This is a genomic window from Verrucomicrobium sp., assembly GCA_028283855.1.
Taxonomy (GTDB): domain Bacteria; phylum Verrucomicrobiota; class Verrucomicrobiia; order Methylacidiphilales; family GAS474; genus GAS474.
The window spans coordinates 570,720-590,666 of record JAPWJX010000003.1; the positions used below are offsets into that span (position 1 = coordinate 570,720).

21 protein-coding genes are annotated in these 19,947 nt (G+C 70.9%); 6 read left to right on the forward strand and 15 right to left on the reverse strand.

What is annotated here, in order from left to right:
• The first annotated feature begins 4 nt into the window (after positions 1–4).
• Positions 5–226 carry a hypothetical protein gene (locus PW734_03965; protein MDE1170355.1) on the forward strand — a complete coding sequence of 74 codons (222 nt, stop codon included), beginning with the start codon at positions 5–7 and terminating at the stop codon, positions 224–226.
• Positions 223–1,575 (forward strand): phosphoglucosamine mutase, encoded by a 1,353-nt coding sequence (glmM, locus tag PW734_03970; protein MDE1170356.1) that lies wholly within the window; start codon positions 223–225, stop codon positions 1,573–1,575. The genes PW734_03965 and glmM overlap by 4 nt, the downstream gene beginning before the upstream one ends.
• 9 nt (positions 1,576–1,584) lie before the next feature.
• Here the strand turns inward: glmM and PW734_03975 are convergent, their stop codons facing one another.
• A complete protein-coding gene (locus PW734_03975) occupies positions 1,585–1,968 on the reverse strand; it encodes a response regulator (protein ID MDE1170357.1) in 384 nt (127 codons plus the stop codon).
• Between the two features lie 78 nt (positions 1,969–2,046).
• On the opposite strand from PW734_03975, the gene PW734_03980 reads away from it, so the two are divergent.
• Positions 2,047–4,920 carry a phosphoenolpyruvate carboxylase gene (locus tag PW734_03980; protein MDE1170358.1) on the forward strand — a complete coding sequence of 958 codons (2,874 nt, stop codon included), beginning with the start codon at positions 2,047–2,049 and terminating at the stop codon, positions 4,918–4,920.
• On the opposite strand, the gene PW734_03985 is transcribed toward PW734_03980, so the two are convergent.
• The 9 genes from PW734_03985 to PW734_04025 all read right to left on the reverse strand — a co-directional run bounded on the left by PW734_03985 (position 4,883) and on the right by PW734_04025 (position 13,408).
• Positions 4,883–5,341, reverse strand: coding sequence for a hypothetical protein (locus PW734_03985; protein ID MDE1170359.1), 459 nt, complete (start codon positions 5,339–5,341; stop codon positions 4,883–4,885). The genes PW734_03980 and PW734_03985 overlap by 38 nt on opposite strands.
• Before the next feature lie 3 nt (positions 5,342–5,344).
• Positions 5,345–5,896 (reverse strand): hypothetical protein, encoded by a 552-nt coding sequence (locus PW734_03990; protein ID MDE1170360.1) that lies wholly within the window; start codon positions 5,894–5,896, stop codon positions 5,345–5,347.
• Positions 5,893–7,245 (reverse strand): tRNA (N6-isopentenyl adenosine(37)-C2)-methylthiotransferase MiaB, encoded by a 1,353-nt coding sequence (gene miaB / locus PW734_03995; GenBank protein ID MDE1170361.1) that lies wholly within the window; start codon positions 7,243–7,245, stop codon positions 5,893–5,895. The genes PW734_03990 and miaB overlap by 4 nt, the downstream gene beginning before the upstream one ends.
• Positions 7,246–7,273: 28 nt before the next feature.
• Positions 7,274–9,316, reverse strand: coding sequence for a hypothetical protein (locus PW734_04000; protein MDE1170362.1), 2,043 nt, complete (start codon positions 9,314–9,316; stop codon positions 7,274–7,276).
• The gene (locus PW734_04005) at positions 9,313–10,227 is read right to left on the reverse strand and encodes an ABC transporter ATP-binding protein (GenBank protein MDE1170363.1); all 915 of its coding nucleotides are present in this window, start codon (positions 10,225–10,227) and stop codon (positions 9,313–9,315) included. Before PW734_04005 ends, PW734_04000 begins: the two co-directional genes overlap by 4 nt.
• A complete protein-coding gene (locus PW734_04010) occupies positions 10,224–10,610 on the reverse strand; it encodes a GntR family transcriptional regulator (protein ID MDE1170364.1) in 387 nt (128 codons plus the stop codon). The genes PW734_04005 and PW734_04010 overlap by 4 nt, the downstream gene beginning before the upstream one ends.
• Positions 10,611–10,651: 41 nt before the next feature.
• The gene (locus PW734_04015) at positions 10,652–11,092 is read right to left on the reverse strand and encodes an NUDIX domain-containing protein (protein MDE1170365.1); all 441 of its coding nucleotides are present in this window, start codon (positions 11,090–11,092) and stop codon (positions 10,652–10,654) included.
• 1 nt (position 11,093) lies between these two features.
• A complete protein-coding gene (locus PW734_04020) occupies positions 11,094–12,278 on the reverse strand; it encodes an FIST N-terminal domain-containing protein (protein ID MDE1170366.1) in 1,185 nt (394 codons plus the stop codon).
• An 89-nt stretch (positions 12,279–12,367) separates the two neighbouring features.
• Positions 12,368–13,408 (reverse strand): hypothetical protein, encoded by a 1,041-nt coding sequence (locus tag PW734_04025; GenBank protein MDE1170367.1) that lies wholly within the window; start codon positions 13,406–13,408, stop codon positions 12,368–12,370.
• An 81-nt stretch (positions 13,409–13,489) separates the two neighbouring features.
• Here PW734_04025 and crtI point away from each other — a divergent pair, with 81 nt between their 5' ends.
• Both crtI and PW734_04035 read left to right on the forward strand, forming a co-directional pair.
• Positions 13,490–14,932, forward strand: a complete 1,443-nt coding sequence (gene crtI / locus PW734_04030) for a phytoene desaturase family protein (protein ID MDE1170368.1) — start codon at positions 13,490–13,492, stop codon at positions 14,930–14,932.
• Positions 14,929–15,570: a carotenoid biosynthesis protein gene (locus tag PW734_04035; protein ID MDE1170369.1), complete on the forward strand. Its 642-nt coding sequence runs from the start codon at positions 14,929–14,931 to the stop codon at positions 15,568–15,570. The genes crtI and PW734_04035 overlap by 4 nt, the downstream gene beginning before the upstream one ends.
• Here the strand turns inward: PW734_04035 and PW734_04040 are convergent.
• Together PW734_04040 and PW734_04045 are read right to left on the reverse strand one after the other, a co-directional pair.
• Positions 15,558–16,082, reverse strand: a complete 525-nt coding sequence (locus PW734_04040) for a glycosyltransferase (GenBank protein ID MDE1170370.1) — start codon at positions 16,080–16,082, stop codon at positions 15,558–15,560. The two genes, PW734_04035 and PW734_04040, sit on opposite strands and share 13 nt — an antisense overlap.
• Before the next feature lie 742 nt (positions 16,083–16,824).
• Positions 16,825–17,523, reverse strand: coding sequence for a CehA/McbA family metallohydrolase (locus tag PW734_04045; GenBank protein MDE1170371.1), 699 nt, complete (start codon positions 17,521–17,523; stop codon positions 16,825–16,827).
• A 37-nt stretch (positions 17,524–17,560) separates the two neighbouring features.
• Between PW734_04045 and PW734_04050 the strand changes: the two genes are divergently transcribed.
• The gene (locus PW734_04050) at positions 17,561–18,256 is read left to right on the forward strand and encodes a ubiquinone/menaquinone biosynthesis methyltransferase (GenBank protein ID MDE1170372.1); all 696 of its coding nucleotides are present in this window, start codon (positions 17,561–17,563) and stop codon (positions 18,254–18,256) included.
• Here PW734_04050 and PW734_04055 read toward each other — a convergent pair.
• Genes PW734_04055 through PW734_04065 form a run of 3 tightly spaced genes read right to left on the reverse strand, consistent with a single transcriptional unit; the run spans position 18,198 to position 19,893 of the window.
• The gene (locus PW734_04055; GenBank protein MDE1170373.1) at positions 18,198–19,124 is read right to left on the reverse strand and encodes a hypothetical protein; all 927 of its coding nucleotides are present in this window, start codon (positions 19,122–19,124) and stop codon (positions 18,198–18,200) included. The two genes, PW734_04050 and PW734_04055, sit on opposite strands and share 59 nt — an antisense overlap.
• Positions 19,125–19,167: 43 nt before the next feature.
• On the reverse strand, positions 19,168–19,761 hold the full coding sequence (locus PW734_04060) for a hypothetical protein (GenBank protein ID MDE1170374.1): 594 nt from the start codon (positions 19,759–19,761) through the stop codon (positions 19,168–19,170).
• Positions 19,762–19,893 carry a hypothetical protein gene (locus PW734_04065; protein MDE1170375.1) on the reverse strand — a complete coding sequence of 44 codons (132 nt, stop codon included), beginning with the start codon at positions 19,891–19,893 and terminating at the stop codon, positions 19,762–19,764.
• Positions 19,894–19,947 lie beyond the last annotated feature (54 nt).

A 19,947-nucleotide genomic window follows, 5' to 3' on the forward strand; every position in this document is an offset into this window, starting at 1 on the left:
CGCCATGCCTTCCCTTCACCATCTCCTCTTCACGAACTGGCGGCAAAAGCTGATCTCCCTCATCCTGGGCATCCTCATCTGGGCCTTCGTGAAGGAGTCGATCGACCCCGGCACCTTCGACCAGATCCTCTCCGGCACCGTGGTGAAGCCGGAGGACGTCACCCCGCTTCCCGCGGCGGGCCCCGCCGCGGCCCCGGCGCCCCACGTCCCCGCCGCCACGCCATGAAACTCTTCGGGACCGACGGGATCCGGGGGCGCGCCAACCACTACCCGATCACGCCGGAGGTGGCCTGCCGCCTCGGCGTCCTGGTGGGGGAACTCTTTCCCGGCCCGGAGGGGCGCGCGCGCGTCCTCATCGGGCGGGACACCCGCCTCTCCGGCCCCATGCTGGAGGCGGCGCTGGCCGCCGGGCTCCTCTCCGCCGGGGCGGAGGTGATCCCGCTGGGCGTCGTGCCGACGCCCGCCGTCGCCACCCTCGCCCGCTCCCTCTCCGCCACGGCAGGGATCGTCCTCTCCGCCTCCCACAACCCGTACGAGGACAACGGGATCAAGATCTTCCAGGCCAGCGGCTACAAGTGCGACGACGCGCTGGAAGCCCGCATCGAGGCCGCGCTCCTTTCTCCCGAGCCGCCCGCCGCGCCCCGGCCGGACGGGGCCGCCCTGGGCCGGGTCAATCCGCGCGGCGACGCGGCCGACCTCTACGTGAAAGCGGTGCTGGCCTCCTGGCCCGCCGGGCTCTCCCTGGCCGGGACGCGCATCGTCGTCGACGCGGCCAACGGGGCCGCCTTCCAGACCACGCCCGCCGCGCTCCGCGCCCTCGGCGCGGAAGTCCTCGTCTTTCATGACCGCCCGGACGGGGTGAACATCAACGCCGGCTGCGGCAGCACCCACCCGGAGGTCGTCGAGGCCCTGGTGCGGGAGCACAAGGCCGACTTCGGCCTCTCCCATGACGGCGACGCCGACCGCCTCATCGCCTGCGACGAGACGGGCGCCGCTCTGGACGGGGACGAGGTGCTGGCGGTCGTCGGCCTTCACCTGCTCCGCGCGGGGGCGCTGGACGGCGGCGGGATCGCCGCCACCGTCATGAGCAACCTGGCGCTCGACGAGCTGTTCGCCGCCCACGGGGCGGCGGTCCACCGCAGCGCGGTGGGCGACCGCGCGGTGCTCGAGCTCATGCGGGAGAAGGGCCTGGTCCTGGGCGGCGAGCCCTCCGGCCACATGATCTGCGCGGCCCACGCCACCACCGGGGACGGCCTCCTCTCCGCCCTCCAGCTCCTGCGCGTCATGCGGGAGACGGGCAAGCCCCTGAGCGCGCTGCGCGCCGTGCTGAAAAAATATCCGCAGCTCCTGGTCAACGTGAAGGTGCGGGAGCGCGTCCCCTTCTCCGACCTGCCGGAGGTCGGCGCCGCCCTGGCCGCCGTGGAGGCGGAGATGGGCGCGCAGGGCCGCGCGTTCCTGCGCTACTCCGGCACGGAGCCGAAGGTGCGCCTCCTGCTGGAGGCGAAGGAAGGGGAGCGGCTGCCCGTCCTGGCGGAAAAGATCCTGGGGCCGCTTAAGAAGGCCATCGGCGCCTAGGCCTTAGGCTTAAGGCCGGTTCTTTTCCAAAACCGCCGCCAACTCCTGCGGGCGGAACGGCTTGGCCAAGACGTCGGCGAAGCCCTCCCGCAGCAGTTGGGCGTTGAGCGTCTCCTCGCAGAAGCCGCTGCAGGCGATGAGGCGGAGCGCCGCGTCGAGCTCCTTGAGCTTCGGGACGATTTCCCGGCCCCCCAGCCCCCCTTCGATCGTCAGGTCCAGGAGGGCGAGCTGGAAGGGTTCCCCCTGGTCCCGGTGCGCGCGGCAGGCGTCGAGCGCCGCGCCGCCGTGCCGGGCCAGGACGGCGACGTAGCCGAGCGCGCCGAGCATGGCCACCTGGATTTCCCCGATCGCCGGGTCGTCCTCCAGGATGAGGACCTTGAGGGAGGAGGCCATTTTCCCAGTCTCGCGCAGCTCCCGTGCCAAATAAAGCTTTTCCCGGGAGGCCTCCCTCTCCTAAATCAAGGAAGCCTCTTGAAGAAGAAGTCTCCCCAACGCCCCGCCGGCCGCCAGGCCGTGCTCGAGGCCGGCTTGGCCAAGGTCGACCGCGATCTCGGCTTTCTCATCGAGACGTTCGCCAACGTCCTCCGCCGTTTGGGCGAGGGCTCCCTGGCCGACCACCTTCCCTGGTCGCCCGGCGCGGCGCGGAAAAAGGCCCGCCTGGTGAAGGGCGGCGAGCTGCCCCCGCGCCTCGGCCAGGCCTACTCCATCGCCTTCCAGCTCCTCAACCTGGTGGAGGAAAACGCCGCCGCCCAGTCCCGCCGCGCGCGGGAGACGGCCTACGGCGTCGCCGCGGAGTCGGGCCTCTGGGGCGACCAGCTCTCCCGCCTCAAGAGCCTGCGCCTGCCCGCCGCCAAACTCGCGGAGGCCCTGGGCCGCGTCCGCATCGAGCCGGTCCTCACCGCCCACCCCACGGAGGCCAAGCGCTCCACCGTCCTGGAGCAGCACCGCGTCCTCTACCTTCTGCTCCAGCAGCGGGAGAACCCCATCTTCACCCCGGGCGAGCAGGAGGAGCTGGTCCGGCAGATCGAGACGGTGCTCGAGCGCATCTGGCGGACGGGCGAGGTCCTCACCATCAAGCCCGACGTCGCCGCCGAGCGGGCCGCCGCCCTCCACTACCTGCGCGACGTCTTCCCGGAGGTGCTGCCCGATCTGGACAACCGCCTTCGCCTGGCCTGGGAAAGCCTGGGCCACGACCCCGAGCTTCTGGCCGATCCGCTGGCGCGCCCGCGCGTTTCCTTCGGCTCGTGGGTCGGCGGGGACCGGGACGGCCACCCCCTCGTCACCGCGCAGACGACGAAGGAGACCTTGAAGGAGCTGCGCCTGGGCGCCCTGGTCGTCCTCAAGCGCCACCTGGACGAGCTGACCGGCGCCCTCTGCCTTTCCGCCGCCGACCAGCCGCCCCCCGCCTACCTCCTGCAGCGCATCGGGCGCCTGGCCGCCGACCTGCCGGAGGAAGCCGGGGAAACCCTCCTGCGCCGCCACGCGCAGGAGCCGTGGCGGCAGTTCGCCTCCCTCGTCACGGCGAAGCTGCCGCTCGAGCTGGCCGAAGGGATCGACCCCCGCATCAGCGAGGCCTCCGGCCGCTACCACCACGCCCGCCAGCTCCAGGCCGATCTCCAATTGCTGCGCCGCTCCCTGGTCGACGTCGGCGCGCGGCGGATCGCCGCGCAGGACCTCGATCCCGTCATCCGCCTGGTCGACGTCGTCGGCTTCCACCTGGCCGCGCTCGACATCCGGCAGAACAGCCGCTTCCACGATCTGGCGCTGGCCCAGCTCATGAACGCCGCCGGCATGGACGGCGACGGGTTTCTGAAGATGGGCGAAGAGGAGCGGCTCGAGTTCCTCCGCATGGAGCTGGCCTCCCCGCGCCCCTTCACCCACCCGCACACCTTCCTGGGGCCGGAGTCGGAGGCGGTGCAGAGCTGCTACGTCGTCCTCGTCTCCCACCTGCGCAAATACGGCGCGGAAGGCGTCGGCGCGCTCATCGTCAGCATGACGCGGCGGCTGTCCGACCTGCTCGTCGTCTACCTCCTGGCGCGGGAGGCCGGTCTGGCCCGCACCACGGAGGAGGGCCTCGTCTGCCTCCTGCCCGTCGTCCCCCTCTTCGAGACGATCGACGACCTCCAGCACAGCCCGCAGATCCTGGAGGAGTTCCTCCAGCACCCGATCACCCGCCGCAGCCTCCAGGCGCAGCAAAACGGCACCGTTCTTCACCTCCTGGACCGCGCCATCCACGGCCCGTCCCACGTGGAGGAAAAGCCGCTGACCCATCCCGGCCCCCTCGTCCAGCAGGTGATGATCGGCTACAGCGACAGCAACAAGGACTCCGGCATCCTCTCCAGCCAGTGGAACCTCCACCGCGCGCAGGAGACCCTCACCGCGGTGGGGAAGCGGTGCGGCGTCCGGCTCCGCTTCTTCCACGGGCGCGGCGGCACCATCAGCCGCGGCGGCGGCCCCACCCACCGCTTCCTGGAAGCGGTCCCCGTCGGCAGCCTTCAGGGGGACCTGCGCCTGACCGAGCAGGGGGAAACCATCGCGCAGAAATACGCCAACCGCATCACGGCCACCTACAATTTGGAAATCCTCCTGGCGGGCACCGCGGGCGTCACCCTCCGGCAGGAGCACCAGCCCCGCAAGCCGCACCGGCTGGAGCCGCTCCTCGACACCCTGGCGGAGTGGAGCGGGGAGCACTACCGGCGGCTCCTCCAGCGGGAACACTTCATGGAGTTCTACGCGCAGGCCACGCCGATCGACGCGCTGGAGGTCAGCGGCATCGGCTCCCGCCCCTCCCGCCGCACCGGCCAGCGGAATTTGGAAGACCTGCGCGCGATCCCCTGGGTCTTTTCCTGGACGCAGTCCCGCTTCTACCTGCCGGGATGGTACGGCGTCGGCACCGCGCTGGAAACGCTCAAGGAAAAGGACCCGGCCACCTTCCGCGCCCTGGCCGGGCACGCGCGGGAATGGCCCTTTTTGGGCTACGTCCTCATGAACGTGGAGACGAACGTGGCCAGCGCCGACGCGGAGACGATGCGCAGCTACGCCGCGCTGGTCACCCGGAAGAAGGTGCGGGAGACGTTTTTGGGAATCATCCTGGAGGAGTTCGAGCGGACCCGCTCCCTCTTCGAGGAAATCTTCCAGGGCTCCTTCGCCGCGCGGCGGCCGCGCATGGTGAAGACCCTCCAGATGCGGGAGGAGCCCCTGGCCTTCCTCCACCGGGAGCAGATCGCGCTCCTGGCGAAGTGGCGCAAGCTGCGGGAGGGCGACCCGGCTTCCGCCGAGCAGCTCCGGCCCACGCTCCTCCTCTCGATCAACGCGATTGCGAGCGGCCTGCGGACGACGGGGTAGCCCCCACCTCGCGGGCGCGGCGCCCGTTCTCCTCGATAGCGAGGAAGTCGAGGGCCGCCATCGGCACCCCGATGGCGGTGGAAATCACCCCGGCGACGACGAGGTCGGACGGCTGCTGGTGCGGCCGCGTGGCGGCGGCGACGATGCCGCTCAAAAGATTCATCGAGCCCAGGGCCTGGACTTGGAGCTTCTCTTCCTTGATCCGCGCGCGCAGGAGCGCGGCTTCCTCCGCCTGGCCCGCTTTTTCCAGCCGGTGCGCCTGCCCTTGGTGCAGGAGGATGGCCGCGCCCTTGGCGGCGGTGCCAACGAAGGGGACCAGGTTCAGGAAGGCCAGGGCGGCTTCCTTCGGGTGCGCGCGGGAGAGCTGGACGATCTCGCGGGCGTAGTCGCGGACGCCGTGGGCGGCTTCGGTGAGGGTCATGGGTTAGTAGGCCAGCCAGCCGAGGAGCAGGAGGACGGCGCCGAAGGCGGCGCCCGCCCAGGCGGCAAGGCGGAGACGGCGGGGGTTTTTCTGCAGCGTCCCGGCGAGGTCCCGCATCAGGTAGGGGGAAAAGAGAAGGGCCAGCCCCGCGACGATCCAGACGTAGGCGAAGGAGACCAGGACGAGCTTCGACGGCTCGTCGCGCAGGAAGCAGGCGTCCAGGAGGACGTTGGCCCCCAGGAGGAGGAGCGCCGCCAGCCCGCGCACGGCCAGGAACTCCTGGGAATAGGCGGTCATGAAGACGCCCAGAATCAGCGTCACCCAGAGGATCGCGGGCCGCATGGGGGTGAAGTCGCCCAGGTCGACCGTCGCGCCGAGCCAGAGGCCCCAGATCGTCACCAGGCCCATGAGGAGGACGCCCAGCGGGCGGCTGCGCGGAAAGCGGACCAGGAAGGCCGCAGCCCGGTCCGGGGCCAGCGCGGCGGGCAGGTGGAGGACGATCCAGAGCGCGCCGACGGCCAGCGCCACGGCCTGCAGGGAAAAGGAATAGATCATACGGAAAGAGTCTCGGTTTCTAAAATGGCGGGCTCGGCGTAGTCGGTGAAGCCGGTCGACTCCGTGATGCGGACGGGCAGGAGCTGGCCGCGCCACCGCTCCTCGCGGGGGAGGATGACCAGCTGGTTGCCGCGCGTGCGGCCCTGGAAGCGGGCGGGGTTGGTCTTGCTCTCCCCCTCGACGAGGATCTCGACGGTGGTGCCGACGCGCGCGCGGCTCTTTTCCGCCACCAGGCGGTCGAGCAGCGCCAGGAGGTCCTGGTTGCGCGTCCTCTTCACCTCCTCGGAAAGCTGGCCCTCCATCGTGGCGGCGGGGGTGTCCCGGCGCGGAGAGTAGCGGAAGACGTAGGCCTGGTCGAAGGCGGCCTCCTCCATCACCGCGCGCGTGGCGGCGAAGTCCTCCTCCGTCTCCCCGGGGAAGCCGACGATGATGTCCGTGCTGATCGAGACGTTGGGGATGGCGGCGCGCAGCCGCCGGACCAGGTCGAGGTATTTGGCGGCGGTGTAGCCGCGGTGCATCGCCTTCAGGATCCGGTCGCTGCCGGATTGGAGCGGCAGGTGGACCTGCTCGCAGAGGTTCGGCAGGTCGCGGATCGCCTCGATCACGTCGTCCTTGAAGCCGATCGGGTGGGGAGAGGTGAAGCGCAGCCGCTCCAGCCCCGGCACGGCGGCCACCGCGCGCAGGAGCTGGGTGAAGGGGGTCTGGTTGCCGACCTTCGGGAACTCGTGGCGGCCGTAGAGATTCACGATCTGGCCCAGGAGCGTCACCTCCTTCACCCCCTGGGCGACGAGGCCGCGCACCTCCTCCACGATGTGGGGGATCGGGCGGCTCCGTTCCGGCCCGCGCGTGGAGGGGACGATGCAGAAGGTGCAGTGCATGTTGCACCCCTGCATGATGGAGACGAAGGCGGTCACCTGCTGCGGGGCCAGCGTGTGGTCCCGGATCGCGTTCTGGGAGCCGGCCTCGGCTTCCGTGTCGGCGATGGGGGCCTCCCCGGCGCGCAGCCGGTCGACGTAGCCCGCCACCTCGTGAAACTTCTGCGTGCCGACGACGAGGTCGAGGTCGGGCAGCGCGTCGAAAAGCTCCGCCCCGCGGCTCTGCGCCATGCAGCCCAGGAGGCCGAGGACGAGGTGGGGCTTCTTTTTCTTCAGCCGCTGGAGCTGGTCCATCTGGCCCAGGGCCTTCTGCTCCGCCATGTCGCGGACGCTGCAGGTGTTGAGGAGGACGACGTCGGCGTCCTCCGGGCTCTGCGCCAGGCCGTAGCCGCGCGCCGCCAGGTCGCGCGCGACCTGCTCGGCGTCGCGCACGTTCATCTGGCAGCCGTAGGTTTTGATGTAGACCGAGGGCATGGGCGGGAACCGCCCTTTCTAGCGGAGGCTAGCCGCGTACGGAATCGAAAATCTCGGTCCCGTCCGGCGCGGGCGCGGGCCATCCGGCCCCGCAGGCGGGGCAAAGGTCCCGGTCGACGGGCCGCTTGCGCCCGCAGGACGGGCAGGGTTCTTCCACGGGCCAGGGAGCGGCCAGCAGGAAGACGACGAACCCGCCAAGGTTCAGGGCGAAGACGAGAAGGGCCCAGTTCCGGGCGCTCCGCGCCGAAAAGTGCCGCCGCCGGGCCAGAATATAAGACGTGGCGGAAAAAAGCGCCGCCGCGCCGCAGACCCAGGCCATGTGGCGCAGCTGCCAGCGGCGAGCCTTGGGCGTGCCGAAGTCGTACTGGAGGCGGTCATGGAGCCTCTTGATGTGGAGGGCGCTCCCCGCCGCGTTGTAGGCCCAGTTGCCCACGATGTAGGCGGGAGAGCGGAGCGCGCCGTTGAGCCGCTCGACGAGGGTGACGGGGCCGCGTTTATGTGGTGGAGCGGGGGGGATTTCGTAGCTGCGGAGCGGTTTGCCCTGCGCGTCGAACACGTCGAGGTAGGAGGGCGTGGTGTCCCTTTGCTCCTCAGGAATCCATGCGCTGGGGCTGGCGTGGACGTAATAGCGCTGGAGCTTTTTCCAGTAAGCAAAGCTCAGGGTGCCCCAATGATCGCTATCGCGCACATAGGGAAGACGGACCACGGGCGTGGCTCCGGGGAGGGAATAGACCGCGAGGTCGCTCTCGCCGGCGATGACCACGCCCGTTTCTTCCGTTCTGGAGTTTCGCTCTCCGAGCGGGACAAGACGGAACCCATAAATAGGGGTCGTCTGGGGAAGGTGCGAGAATTGGTGTCGGTAGGCGTCAAAGACATAAACGGCACCGCCGCTTTCGGCCATGAACGGGTTGAAAGAGTTCCACGGTTCGTAAATAACCGGCGCCGCCAAGGGGGTGGCGGCTGTTCCTAAGGCATGGAAGCCGGTTTGGTCAGCCACGCCCGTGGGACGGCGGGAGTGTCCGTCATATCCGCGCAATAGTCGCTGGCTGGGGATGTAATACCACGGTTCCTCAAAAGAACGCCCGAGAGAAGTGGCGTAGCAGGTGGCCCCTCGATAGGCCTCCGGTGAAGGAGTGCGCGAAAGCCCGTGGCTGTCGCCGACGAGGAAGCAAACCCGCTCGAATGTTTTCAGATGATTGTATCGGTCGAAGGCGGTGTAGCGGGGGTCGCGCAGGGGCTGGTCTTGCAGGTCGACGATGGTTTGGCGGCCGTTGCTGAACTTAAGCCAGACGGGATCCCCGTCCTCGGTGACGATCAGCTCTCTGCCGGAATAATTGTCGCGGGAGACCAAAAGGCTGTGGATGGCTAGAAGAAGGCCCCCGGCACCGCAGGCGCCGTAGAAAAGGACGGCGAAGAGGGCAATCCTTCCCGCGCGAGAGTTGGCCGGGCCGCCCATCGACGCCCAGGCTGCGAGGAGGAGAACGAGGGACATGGCGGTGGTCGCCTCCAGAGCCACGCGGAAGGACCCTTCGCTTAGGGAGACGCCGATAGTTAGGGCGGCGGCCAGGATGCCCAGGATGCGCGCGGCCCAGCGGCGTTCCAGCACTAGGAAGATAGCCGCGCCGTAGAAGGCGAAGCCCGCCACCAGGTCGGCCGCGGCGGGGCGAACCATGCCCGGCAGGAACGGATAGGCGAAGTGCCCCGGCGTCGCCGCGTAAAGGACGGAGGCGGCCAAGGCGGGAGCCGCCGCGAGGAGGTAGAGCGCCAGTCCGGCCAGGACTTTGCCCAGGAAGAGCGCGGAACGCGGGGCGGGCCGGTGAAGGAGGACAGCCCAGCGGTCCCGGTTCTGCTCGGGCCGAAACTGAGTAAGGCCCAGCAGGAATCCGACGGTCGCGTGGCCGAACGTGGTGGCCAAAAGGAAGGCCGAACGAAGGAGGCCGTTCTCTCCCATGTAGCTGGTCGTCTGCGATTCACCCAGAAGCCCGTAAAACTCCGCCGCGCCGAGGGCGAGCATGGCCAGGGCGGCCCACTTCCAGTTCTCGCGCCATTCCTTCCAGAAGATCGCTTTCATGATTGGGGGATGAAGAAGCTCGTCTCGCCGCGGTCGCCGACGTAGCGGACGAAGGCGTCCTCCAGGGTGAGGGCGCACGGCTCGATCGACTCGGGTTGCAGCGCCTCCAGCGCCCGTTCGGTCTCGGCGTCGGGATTGGCGACGGTGAGGGCCAGCTCGTTTCCGGCGCGGAAGCTCTCGACCAGGCCGGGGAGCGGGGGCGTGGCGGGCGGAGCCCCGGCGAAGCGGAGGAGGTAGTGGCGGAGCCGCTCGCGGAAGGTTTCCACGGTGCAGTCCGCCCGCAGGACACCGCCGTCGAGGACGGCGATCCGGTCGGCGACGCGCTCGACGTCGGAGAGGATGTGGGAGGAGAAGAAGACGGTTCGGTCGGCCCGGCGGGTGACGTAGAGGATGGTCTGGAGGAGGCCGCGCCGCGCCACCGGGTCGAGGCCGAGGGCGGGATCGTCCAGGACGAGGAGCTCCGGTTCCGGGGCCAGGGTCATGGCCAGGCAGAGCCCGGCGCGCTGGCCGCGGGAGAGGCGCCCGGCCTTCATTTTCGGCGTCAGGCGGAAGTGGGTGAGGACGGCGTGGAAGACGTCGTCGTTCCAGGCGGGCTGCGCGGCGCGCTGGAAGGCGGCGCATTCGGCCACGGTCATCCAGCCGTAGACGTGGTGGCCCTCCGGCAGGTAGCCGATGCGGGCGCGGGTTTCCGGGGAGAGGGTGCGGGAATCGTGGCCGAGGACGGCGGTGCGGCCCCGGGTGGGCGCCTCGAAGCCGAGGAAGGTGCGGATTGTCGTCGTCTTCCCCATGCCGTTCCGGCCCAGGAAGCCGTAGACGGCGCCGCGCGGGACGCGGAGGGTCAGGTCGCGGACGACGGGGCGGGCCCCGTAGTATTTTGTCAGGTGGTCGATTTCGATGGCGGGGGGATTCATCGCGGGCTCCTTTTCCAGTGTTTGTCGAGGGCGGCGCGGGCGGCGGCCGGGGAAAATCCAAGGAGGGCGACCTCCTGCGCGAAGCGGGCGGCGGCCTCGGCGAGGCGGCGTTCCCGTTCCGCCTCGGAAAGGAGGGGCCGCCGCTCGACGACGAAGACGCCGACGCCCGGGCGGCTTTCCAGGAGGCCCTCGCGGATGAGGTCCTGGTAGGCGCGGGCGACGGTGTTGGGGTTGACGACGTGGGCTTCCGCCAGGGCGCGGACGGCGGGCAGCTGCTCCCCGACGGCGAGGCGGCCCGAGGCGACGGCCTGGGCCACTTGGAGGACGATTTGCCGGTAGAGCGGCGCGTCGGAGGCCGGGGAAAGGGTGAGAGCCAGCGGCATGGCTAGTGTATTAATCTAATAATACACCAGAACACCCTTTGTCAAGGCCGCGCCAACCGCCGGAGGGCGGCGGGCAGGTCGGCGGGGAAGACGGGTTCCGGGGTTTGGGCCAGTTCCTCGGCGGTCCACCAGCGGAGGTCTTGCAGGACGGCGCGCTCCGCCTCCGTGGGGGCGCTTAGGACCGGGGCTTCCGGCGCGCAGCGGCCCAGGAAGAAGACGTCGTCGCTGATGAGCTCGTCGTGCGCCGGGCCGACGCGGGAGCCCGCGGCGTGGACGGGGCCGGTCAGGGGGACTTCCAGGCCCAATTCCTCCCGCAGCTCGCGGCGGGCGGCGTCCAGGTCGCTCTCCCCCGGCTCGACGCCGCCGCCGGGCGTGGCCCAGAAACGGAAGAGGGCGCCCCCGCGCCAGACGGCGAAGTGAAGCAGGAGGACGCGGTCCTGCGGGTCCAGGAGAAGGACGCGCGCGGCCCGGCGGGCGGGCATGCTATTCCGCCGCCTCGCGAAAGATGGCGAGGGCCACGGAGTAGCCGTGGACGTAGCTGCGGCCGCCGACGGGGCCGATCTCGCCGTTGGCGAAGAAGCCCGCCACGGGCATGCCGGGGAAGTGCTCGTCGAGGGCGTGGGCGTCGTGGTCGACGTCGCCGAAGAGGCCGGTGCCGCGCCCGTTGCAGGTGCAGAGGAGGGCGGCGAATGGGACGGGCCCGTTGGCCATTTCCGTCTGCAGTTCTTCCAGGCGGTAGTGGAGGTCGGCGGAGGCCGCCTCGGCGTCCCGCAGCTGGTATTGGAGGGTCTGGCCGACGCGCGGCTTGGCCGCGATGGCGACGGCGCCGGTGTTCGGGTCGGCGCCCAGGATGCTGCGGACGAGGAAGTCGCCGCGCTTGAATTCCTCGACGTATTCGCTCATGGCCAGCCCGGCGAAGAGGTGGCCCCGCGCGCGTTCCTTTTCCGACTCCGTCAGGGCCTGGAAGGCGCCGTCGAGGATCTGGTAGGCGGGCTGGGAGCCGAGGGTGTAGAGGACGTTCTGGTCGACGCTGGTGATGGTGTAGGGCTCGCCGATCGGCTTGCAGCCTTGGGAGACGAGGGTCTTTACCTCCACGGGGCCGTCCAGGGAGACGGCGACGCCGCCTTCCACGGTGTCCCCGTCCAGGAAGACCCAGGCTTCTTCCGCCGCGGTCGAGTTGCTGGCCAGGCCGCCCACGGTGGGGATGCCCGGATAGGCCTCGTTCCAGCGGGCCATCCAGCGCTCGATGTGGACGGAGAAGGGGTCGATGAAGGTGAGCCAGGCCTTGGTCTGGCCGGGCTTCACGCCGGTGGCGCGGTGCCAGGAGCTGGCGTTGGCCTCGGCGTCGTCGCAGCGGGCGGGGGAGAGGATGGAGGCCTTGGCGGTGACGCCGGGCATGGAGAGGAGCAGGATGGAGAAGCCGGGCTTTTCCTCGCTCTCCTTGTCGATGCCGATCAGTCCCTGGCCGGACGCGCCGACGAGGAGCGGGATGTGGGCGTGGAGCCGGAGCAGCTCCAGGAAGTCGGACTTGAAGGAGAGATAGTCGGGCGTCGCGAAGACGATGCCCAAGGTGGGATTGGTCCCCAGTTTTTCGAGCGCTTCATGCGCGGCGGTCCGAACGGCGGTCTCGTCGTAAGGGCCGGCGTAAAGATGGGAGGAGGCTCGCATCGGCATACCTAAATTTGGGGGAGGAAGGCCGGGTTGTCAATGGGTCCTCCTGCGGCTTTTCTCTCTCCGGGAGAGGGGGTTAGGTAAACCTACGGAGGGCCGGAAACGGCGGAGAATTCCCCGCCCCACAGTTCCCCGGCCAGGCGGAAGCTCTCCGGCAGCAGGCGGTAGCCGATGTGGCCTTGGGGGAACTCGTAGAAATGGGAGCCGCGCCATTTTTCGTGCAGGGCGCGGATGACGCCCGGCGGGGCGACGCGGTCGTATTGCCCGGCCAGGAGGAGGACCCGCTCCGGCGGGAGCGCGGGCGCGCCGGCGTGGAGGGGGGAGCAGAGGCGCATGTGGGGCGCGGTCATCTCCGGGGTCACGCCGCGGCGGCGCAGCCAGCGGCGCAGGACGGCGCAGGCGGGGGAGTGCCAGACGGCCGCGTCGATGTCCAGGATCGGCTCGATGAGGGCCAGGTGGCTTTCGGCCAACAGCGGCTCGACGCAGCCCAGGAGGCCCAGGACCCAGGCTCCGTAGCTGGTGCCCCATCCGGCGAAGCGCGTGCCTCCCTGCGCCGCCAGCCAGCGCAGGAGCATCCGCAGTTCGACGACGGCCTGGCGGGCCCCTTCCACGGTGCGGAGGAGGTCGGCGGTGACGCAGAGCTCGCCGGAGAAGGTGCCGCGCGGCCGCCGCGCGTAGTGGTAGGGCAGGTGGACGAAGACGACGTTCCAGCCCGCCTTGTTCCAGCGGGCGGCCCAGTAGCGGTAGCCCGCGTCGCTCACCGACATGAGGCCGTGGGTGAGCAGGAGGGTGGGCGCGCTCCACCCGGCGGGCCCGGCGTAGAGGTCGTAGACGGCGTGGCCGTTGGCGGGGTGGGCGCCGGGCAGCGGGCTGGGAAAGCGCAGGCGGCCGCGCTGGCCGGGGGCGGGCGGCTGGAAGTCGAGCGCGGCCAGCGCGGCCTCCGCCGCTGTCTCTTGCGGGACGGCCAGGTATTCCTCCATGGTGGCCTGCCGCCAGCCGCCGACGTAAGCGTCGAGCCGCGCGGCGAAATCGCGCGCGGGCCGCTGCCGGGCATGGAGCAGGTTGATCGCGCCGAAGCCGACTTCGTCGACGACCCGTGCGGCGGCGCGGTGGAGGTGGCGGAACATGGGGCCTCCACTTTTAGGCTCCGCCGCGCGCGCGCGAAAGCCCTTTCGCGGCGGCGCGCTTCGGTCTATCACCTCGTACCGATGAGCAAGAACGTCGTCGTGGCCGGAGCGGGCCTGGGCGGGATCGCCGCGGCGCTGCGCCTGGCCTGCGCGCGCCACGCCGTCCAGGTGTGGGAGCCGGGCGCCGTGCCGGGAGGCAAGCTGCGGGAGCGCCGGGAGCACGGCTACCGCTGGGATCTGGGCCCCTCTCTTCTGACGATGCCGCACGTGCTGGAGGAACTGTTCGCCGCCGCCGGGGAGCGGTTGGAGGACCACCTTGCCTTGGAGCGGCTGCCTGGCGCCTGCCGCTATTTCTGGCGGGACGGCACGGTGATCGACGAGGATGAGCGCTTTTGGGCGCGGCCCGAAGTGGCCCGCTACCTGCGCCGCGCCAAAGGGATCTACGACCTTTCCGGCGAGGCGTATTTGAGCCGCCCGCCCGCGCAATTCGCCCGCGCCCTCGCCTCCCCGCGCGGGCTGCCCCGCCTGCGCCATCTGCCGAAGGTGGCGGCCCGGCGGACCCTGGCGGAGCTGTCCCGCAAAAGCTTCCGGGACATCCACCTGCGCCAGCTTTTCGACCGCTTCGCCACCTATAACGGGTCCTCCCCCTACCGGACGCCCGCGACTTTCTCGATCATTCCCTACGTGGAGGCTCGCTTCGGCGCGTGGTATGTCCGGGGCGGCATGGCGGAGATCGCCCGGGCTCTGGCCCGGCTGGCGGAGGCGCGCGGCGTTCGCTTTTGCCACGGCGTGGCGGCGGCGCGGTGGGGGCGCGGCGTCCTGACCGGATCGGACGGGAGGACGGCGCGGCCCGACGTGCTGGTCTGCAACCAGGATGTCCTGGCCGCCGCGCAGACGTGGCTGGACGGCCACTTTTCCGCGCGGGAGATGGCCGCGCTGCGGCGGCCGGAGCTTTCCAGCTCCGCCTTCGTCCTCACCTTCGGCCTGCCCCGGCGCTACTCCCAGCTGCGCCACCACAACCTCTTTTTCTCCGACGACTACCGGGCGGAGTTCGACGACCTCTTCATCCGCCGCCGCCTGCCGGAGGACCCCTCGCTCTACGTCGCCCTCACCGCGCGGACCGACCCGGGCGACGCGCCGGAGGGGTGCGACAATTACTTCGTCCTGGCCAACGCGCCCGCGCTGCCGCCCGGCTCCCTTTCCCCGGAGGATGCGGCGGCCTACGCCGACCGCATCCTGGCGCGGCTCGAGTCGAGCGGCCTGCCCGCCCTGCGCCGGATGGCCGTGGGGCTGAAGATCCAGGCGCCGGAGGACTTCGCCGCGCGGGACGGCAGCCTCCACGGGGCGCTCTACGGCTGGGCCTCCCATTCCCTGCGCGCGGCGCTGCTGCGTCCGCCGCTTTGGAGCGCGCGGCGGCCTGGGCTCTACTTCGTCGGCGGGACGACCCACCCGGGCGGCGGCATCCCGCTGGTCCTGCGCGGGGCGGGAATGGTCGCGGCACGGATCGCGGAGGAAAAGCGATGACGAGGGCGCGGGTCGAGCGGGCGGTTTTCGGCCTTTACGCGGTTTGGATGGCGGTCGGCCTGGCGCTGACCTGGCGGCGCGCGGCGGTCGGGCCGTGGGGGGACGTCGTCCTCATGGCGTTGGCGGCGGCGGTCGTCCACCTGGCTTTGGAGGCGCGCTGGGGCGCGGGCCCCGCGCGGCGGTGGCTGGCGCTGGTGCTGGCCGCCAGCGCGGCGGTGGAGATCCTCGGCGTGCGGACGGGGTTTCCCTTTGGCGCTTACGCGTATACCGGCGCGTTCGGGTTCCGGCTGGGGCCGCTGCCGGCGGCCATTCCTCTGGCCTGGTATGCGGTGCTCGGCGGCTGGCTGGCGGCGGTCGCGCCCGCGCCCCGGCTTTCCCGCGCGCTCCTGGCGGGCGGCTGGGCGGCGGTTTTCGACGCGCTCCTGGAGCCGTTCGCCGTCCAGGTGAAAGGCTACTGGATTTGGCAAACGCCGGACGGCCAGCCGCCGGCGCAAAACTTCATCGCCTGGGCCGCCGTCGGCTTTCTCCTGGCCCTGGCCGCGCCGCGCGACGCGGGCCGCGCCTCCCGGCGTCCCGCCGCGGTGCTGGGGTCGATGCTTGTCCTCTTCGAGCTGGCCCGCTTTCGCTACGGGATTTGACGCTCGATCTGCCGCCAGCGGGCTTCCCAGGTGTGGCGTTCCAAAAAGGCGCGCCGGGCGGCGGCGCCGGTTTCCCGCAGGAGCTCCGGCGGCCCGCCGAGGAGCGCGGCGGCGCGTTCCGCCAGGGCCGCCTCGTCCGGCGCGTAGAATATTTCTTTCTCCGGGGCGAAGAGCGCCGGGTAGCCGGGCCGCGCGTCGGAGAGGAGGGGCGTGCCCGCGGCGGCGGTCTCGAACATCCGCCAGGGCGCGCCCGACTCGATGCTCTGCGGGTCGGTCCATTGGACGTGGAAGGCGCCGCTGCGGAAGAGGCCGGGCCAGGCGGCGGCGGGGATCTCCGTCGTGTCGTGGAAGGCGAGGGCCGCCCCTGGCGGGAGCGCGGCGCGCAGCTCCGCCTCCCCGGCGAAGGATTCCCGCCGGTGGCCGGAAAGGACGGCGACGGGGACCCGCGCGGCCAGGGCGCGCAGGCCGCGCAGGCGGGCGGTCCGCTTGCCCAGGCGCCACAGGTGGCTCACGGCCAGCCAGAGGCCGCGCGGGTCCTCCCGCAGCTTGTCGACGAGGAGCCGGTCCTTGGCGCTTAAAGGAGGGAAGGATTTCCTCCGCCAGATCGTAGGGGCGGAGCGGCCAGGGGGCCGTCTCCAGCGCCTCGGCGGCGGCGGCCAGCCAGCGGCGGGCGGGGGGAGAAAACGCGGCGGTTTCCGCTTCCAGGGAGGCGGCGGAGGGAATGGTGCCGAGCATCACGGCGTGGCGGGAAAGCTCGGGGAAGGCGGGAGCGGCTTCCGGCGCGCCGCGGAAGGTTTCCGGGTCGGCGGCCAGGTCGACGGGCCGCGCGGGCGCTCCGGTGTGGGCGGCCCAGGCTTCCCGCCAGTGGCCGTCGTGAACGAAGGCGGCGACGCGCCGCTCCGCCTGCCAGCGCCGCCAGACGGCGGGCCGCTCCATGGTCAGCGGGCTGCGGACGAAGTCGTCGAACCAGAAGGAGAGCTTCGGCAGGGGGGCCAGGAGGGGGTCGTCGAAGAGGGGCTCCCATTCCAGGGGGGCGTCCATGAGGAAGGCCAGGGCGTCCGGACGCAGGGCGCGGAGCCGCCCGGCCAGCGCGGGGACGGGCTCCGGCGCGCCGTCCGGGCGGCGGAGGAATTCGACGCGGGTGTCCCATCCGCAGGCGGCGGCGCCGCCGCGCAGGCCGCGGGTGAGGAGGGATTCGGCGCCGTGCCGCGATTCGAGGAAGACGATCCGGCGGGCCATCGGGAGCGCCCTGGGCTAGGCGCGGCTCTTCAAGCCGCCGCGGCGGAGGCGGAAGACGTTGTTGAAGGTCTTCTTGAAGGCGTCACGGGGGGAAATGTAGCGCTTTTCCAGGGTTGAGTTGCCCTGGATGGCCCGGAGCACGCCGGCGACGGAGAATTCGTCGGCGTCCAGGATGGTGTGGGCGATGCCGATGGGGTCGCAGTGGTGCGCGTCGCTGGCGGCGATCATCGGCAGCCCGCGCCGGACGGCGTAGGCGTGGGCCTGGTTGTTGCAGCGGCGGAAGGTGGTGGCGGCGTTGAAGGTTTCGATGGCGTCGACGGGCAGGGTGTCGAGGACCGCCTCCCGGATGCCGGCGCGGAAGTAGTCGTAGGGATGGGCGGGGACGGCCAGGCCGCCCGCCTGGTGGACCAGGTCGACCGCCTCGCGGGCGGGGATCCCCTTCAGGTCGGGCATGCGGACGCCCAGGGCCAGGAGGTGCCCCTCCGCGGTGGTGATTTCCTGGCCGGGGACAATGAGGAATCCGTCGACGGGCAGGCCGTCGGCGCGCAGGAGGCCGCGGCTCTCAAAGTAGTCGACGCAGGCGCAGGTGTTGTGGTCGGTGATCGCAAATCCGTGCAGGCCGCGCTTCTTCGCGGCGGCCACCATCTCTTCCGGCTCGGCGATGCCGTCGGCGGAGAACTTCGAGTGGACGTGCAGGTCGATGTTCAGCTTCATGAATGCGGAGCGGTACGATACGCTCCCCCCAATATACATGAAAAGCGAATCCGGCACACCCGTCGCGCGGGAGGTCCAGGGCATGTTCGGGCGCGTCGCGCCCCGCTACGACTTTCTCAACGCCCTCCTTTCCGGCGGCCTGGACCGGGGCTGGCGGCGCGCCTTGGTCCGCCAGGTGGCGGCCCAGAGGCCGGAGGGGCTCCTGGACCTGGCGACCGGCAGCGGGGAGGTCCTGGCCGCCCTGCGGCGGGGAAGGGCGTTCACCGGACTGGGGGTGGGGGCCGATTTTTGCGCGCCGATGCTCGACCAGGCGCGCCGCAAGGGCGTCGGCCCCCTGGCGCAGGCGGACGGGCTTCGCCTCCCCTTTGCCGACGGGTCTTTTCAGGCCGTGACGATCGCCTTCGGCCTGCGGAATCTGGAGGACCGGCCCCGGGCGCTGCGGGAGATTGCCCGCGTGCTGGCGCCGGGCGGCGTGCTTTACGTGCTGGAATTTTCCCACCCGTGGGCGGCGCTGGCCCCGGCCTATTTCTTTTACCTGCGCCGGATTCTGCCCGGCCTGGCCGCGCGCGTGGGAGCGCCGCGGGAGGCGTATGAATACCTGGGGGACTCGATCGCGGCCTTCCCGGGGCAGCGGGCCCTGGCCGCCCTCCTGCGGGAAAGCGGCTACGCCGCGGTCAGTTGGCGGAATCTGGCAGGGGGGATTGTGGCCCTCCACGCGGCGCGGAAGGGGTAAGGGACGGGGAGAGGGGCTCGAAGGTCGGCTGGGCCGACTTCACCCGGCCCTGCACTTCGGAAAGGCGCTCGCGGCGGGTCCCCTCCGTCTGCAGCCGCCCTCCGGCGACGAGGACGGAGCCGTCGGCCGCCGCCTGGAGGCGGGGCGGGTTTTCCGGCAGGGAATCGTAGAGTTTCTGGGAGAGGGGCGCCCCGTCCTGGCCCGCGCGGACGTAGCGGTAGACGGCGTTGCCGGTGAGGAAGAGGACGTGGAGCCGGCCTTCGGCGTCGAAGGCGGTCTGGGGCTTGCCCAGGTCGACGATTTCCCCCAGCCGCGCGGTGGAATAGACGAGGTTCTGGGCGGGCTCCTCCGCGCGGAGGTAGAGGAAGGTGCCCTGCATCGTCGGCGCGAAGCGCAGGAGGGAGAAGATGCGGGGGGAGCCGTCGACGGTCCGCGTCTCCGACCAAATGCGCCGCCCGGCGGAAAGGGTCACTTCGATGGGGGCGGAGAGGTATTCCCGGCCCCCCACGTCGACGACGGCGCGCACCTTGTAGGAGCCGGTTTCCCGCATGGCGTAAAGGGGCGTCAGGTCGACGTCCAGGGAGACGCTGCCGCCTTCCGGCAGCTTCAGCTCCCGGCCGGGGATGTGGCGGTCGGCGGAAACGACGGAGCGGTCCGCCCGCGTGACCAGGAAGGAGAGCCACGGGTGCTCCCCGGCGTCCTGGAAGACCAGGTCGAACCCGGCGTCGTTCTGCAGGGTGAGGTGGAGGGGGACCGGCTCGTAGAGGAGGTAGCTGCTCCGCTCGGCGGTCAGGCCCAGGCGGAGCTGGGCGTGGGCGGAGAGGGCGCAGGCGGCCAGGAGGGCCAGGGAGAGCAGGAGGCGCTTCACGCAGGCGGAAGGGTAAACGGCCCGCCGCCTGCGGCAAACCTATTTAACCTGTGATGGAAGCGCAGAAGGCTTCTTCGCGCAGCGCGTCGTGGGCCTTTCTTCCCTCCGCCGCCGCCTGCTGGGCGGGGCGCTGGAAGGCGGGCGGCAGCTGGCCGGCGAGCCAGGCGGCCACGTCGGGCTTGGCCAGGGAGAATTGGCGGAAGTCGAGGCCCCGTTGAGAGCGGGGCTGGGCGGCGGCTTCCTCGATGGCGGCGACGGCCTGGACCGTGTCGGCGCGGGCGTGGGGATTGGCTTCCTTGTCGGCCAGCACCAGGAGGACGTCGGCGATGGCCTGGCGGCGGGGCTCGCCGGGGGAGACGCGCAGCGCGGCGCGCATGGCGATGGAGGGGTCGTCGGCCAGGCTGCGGCCCAGGGCGGCGCCGGCCAGGGCGGCGTCCCGGTCCCGGCCGGTGAAAAGCTGCGCGTAGTCGACGGCCAGCGGGGTCTTGGCGCCCCATTCGCTGAAGACGTCGATCAGGCCGGTGTGGCGGAGAGTCTCGACGGGGAATTCCGCCAGGAGGTCGGCGGCGGCGTGGTAATCCTGGTGGCGGATCGCGTCGGCGATGCGCTCTTTTTTCTGGGTAAGGGTCGTGATCATTTAGCGGCGGGGAGACTTCAGGCAATCGGCGACGATGGCCAGCGCGCGTTCGCGCATCTTCCCGCGCGGGAGCTGGAGGGCCAGCGTCACGGCGGCTTGCGGATCTTCTTTGGCGAGCTTGTTGAAGTTCATCGGGGTTTTAGTCGTTGTATCTACCAATTCGGCTATTCCCCGGTGCCGCGCCAA

Excerpts from the sequence above, each read along its gene's own strand:
- PW734_04015 (MDE1170365.1), bottom strand. The coding sequence starts at position 11,092 with ATGCCCGCCCGCCGGGCCGCGCGCGTCCTTCTCCTGGACCCGCAGGAC.
- crtI (MDE1170368.1), top strand. The coding sequence starts at position 13,490 with ATGAGCAAGAACGTCGTCGTGGCCGGAGCGGGCCTGGGCGGGATCGCC.
- PW734_03990 (MDE1170360.1), bottom strand. The coding sequence starts at position 5,896 with ATGATCTATTCCTTTTCCCTGCAGGCCGTGGCGCTGGCCGTCGGCGCG.
- PW734_04020 (MDE1170366.1), bottom strand. The coding sequence starts at position 12,278 with ATGCGAGCCTCCTCCCATCTTTACGCCGGCCCTTACGACGAGACCGCC.
- PW734_04060 (MDE1170374.1), bottom strand. The coding sequence starts at position 19,761 with ATGATCACGACCCTTACCCAGAAAAAAGAGCGCATCGCCGACGCGATC.
- PW734_04010 (MDE1170364.1), bottom strand. The coding sequence starts at position 10,610 with ATGCCGCTGGCTCTCACCCTTTCCCCGGCCTCCGACGCGCCGCTCTAC.
- miaB (MDE1170361.1), bottom strand. The coding sequence starts at position 7,245 with ATGCCCTCGGTCTACATCAAAACCTACGGCTGCCAGATGAACGTGCGC.
- PW734_04065 (MDE1170375.1), bottom strand. The coding sequence starts at position 19,893 with ATGAACTTCAACAAGCTCGCCAAAGAAGATCCGCAAGCCGCCGTGACG.
- PW734_03985 (MDE1170359.1), bottom strand. The coding sequence starts at position 5,341 with ATGACCCTCACCGAAGCCGCCCACGGCGTCCGCGACTACGCCCGCGAG.
- PW734_04000 (MDE1170362.1), bottom strand. The coding sequence starts at position 9,316 with ATGAAAGCGATCTTCTGGAAGGAATGGCGCGAGAACTGGAAGTGGGCC.
- PW734_04025 (MDE1170367.1), bottom strand. The coding sequence starts at position 13,408 with ATGTTCCGCCACCTCCACCGCGCCGCCGCACGGGTCGTCGACGAAGTC.
- PW734_03965 (MDE1170355.1), top strand. The coding sequence starts at position 5 with ATGCCTTCCCTTCACCATCTCCTCTTCACGAACTGGCGGCAAAAGCTG.
- PW734_04035 (MDE1170369.1), top strand. The coding sequence starts at position 14,929 with ATGACGAGGGCGCGGGTCGAGCGGGCGGTTTTCGGCCTTTACGCGGTT.
- PW734_03975 (MDE1170357.1), bottom strand. The coding sequence starts at position 1,968 with ATGGCCTCCTCCCTCAAGGTCCTCATCCTGGAGGACGACCCGGCGATC.
- PW734_04005 (MDE1170363.1), bottom strand. The coding sequence starts at position 10,227 with ATGAATCCCCCCGCCATCGAAATCGACCACCTGACAAAATACTACGGG.
- PW734_04050 (MDE1170372.1), top strand. The coding sequence starts at position 17,561 with ATGAAAAGCGAATCCGGCACACCCGTCGCGCGGGAGGTCCAGGGCATG.
- PW734_04045 (MDE1170371.1), bottom strand. The coding sequence starts at position 17,523 with ATGAAGCTGAACATCGACCTGCACGTCCACTCGAAGTTCTCCGCCGAC.
- glmM (MDE1170356.1), top strand. The coding sequence starts at position 223 with ATGAAACTCTTCGGGACCGACGGGATCCGGGGGCGCGCCAACCACTAC.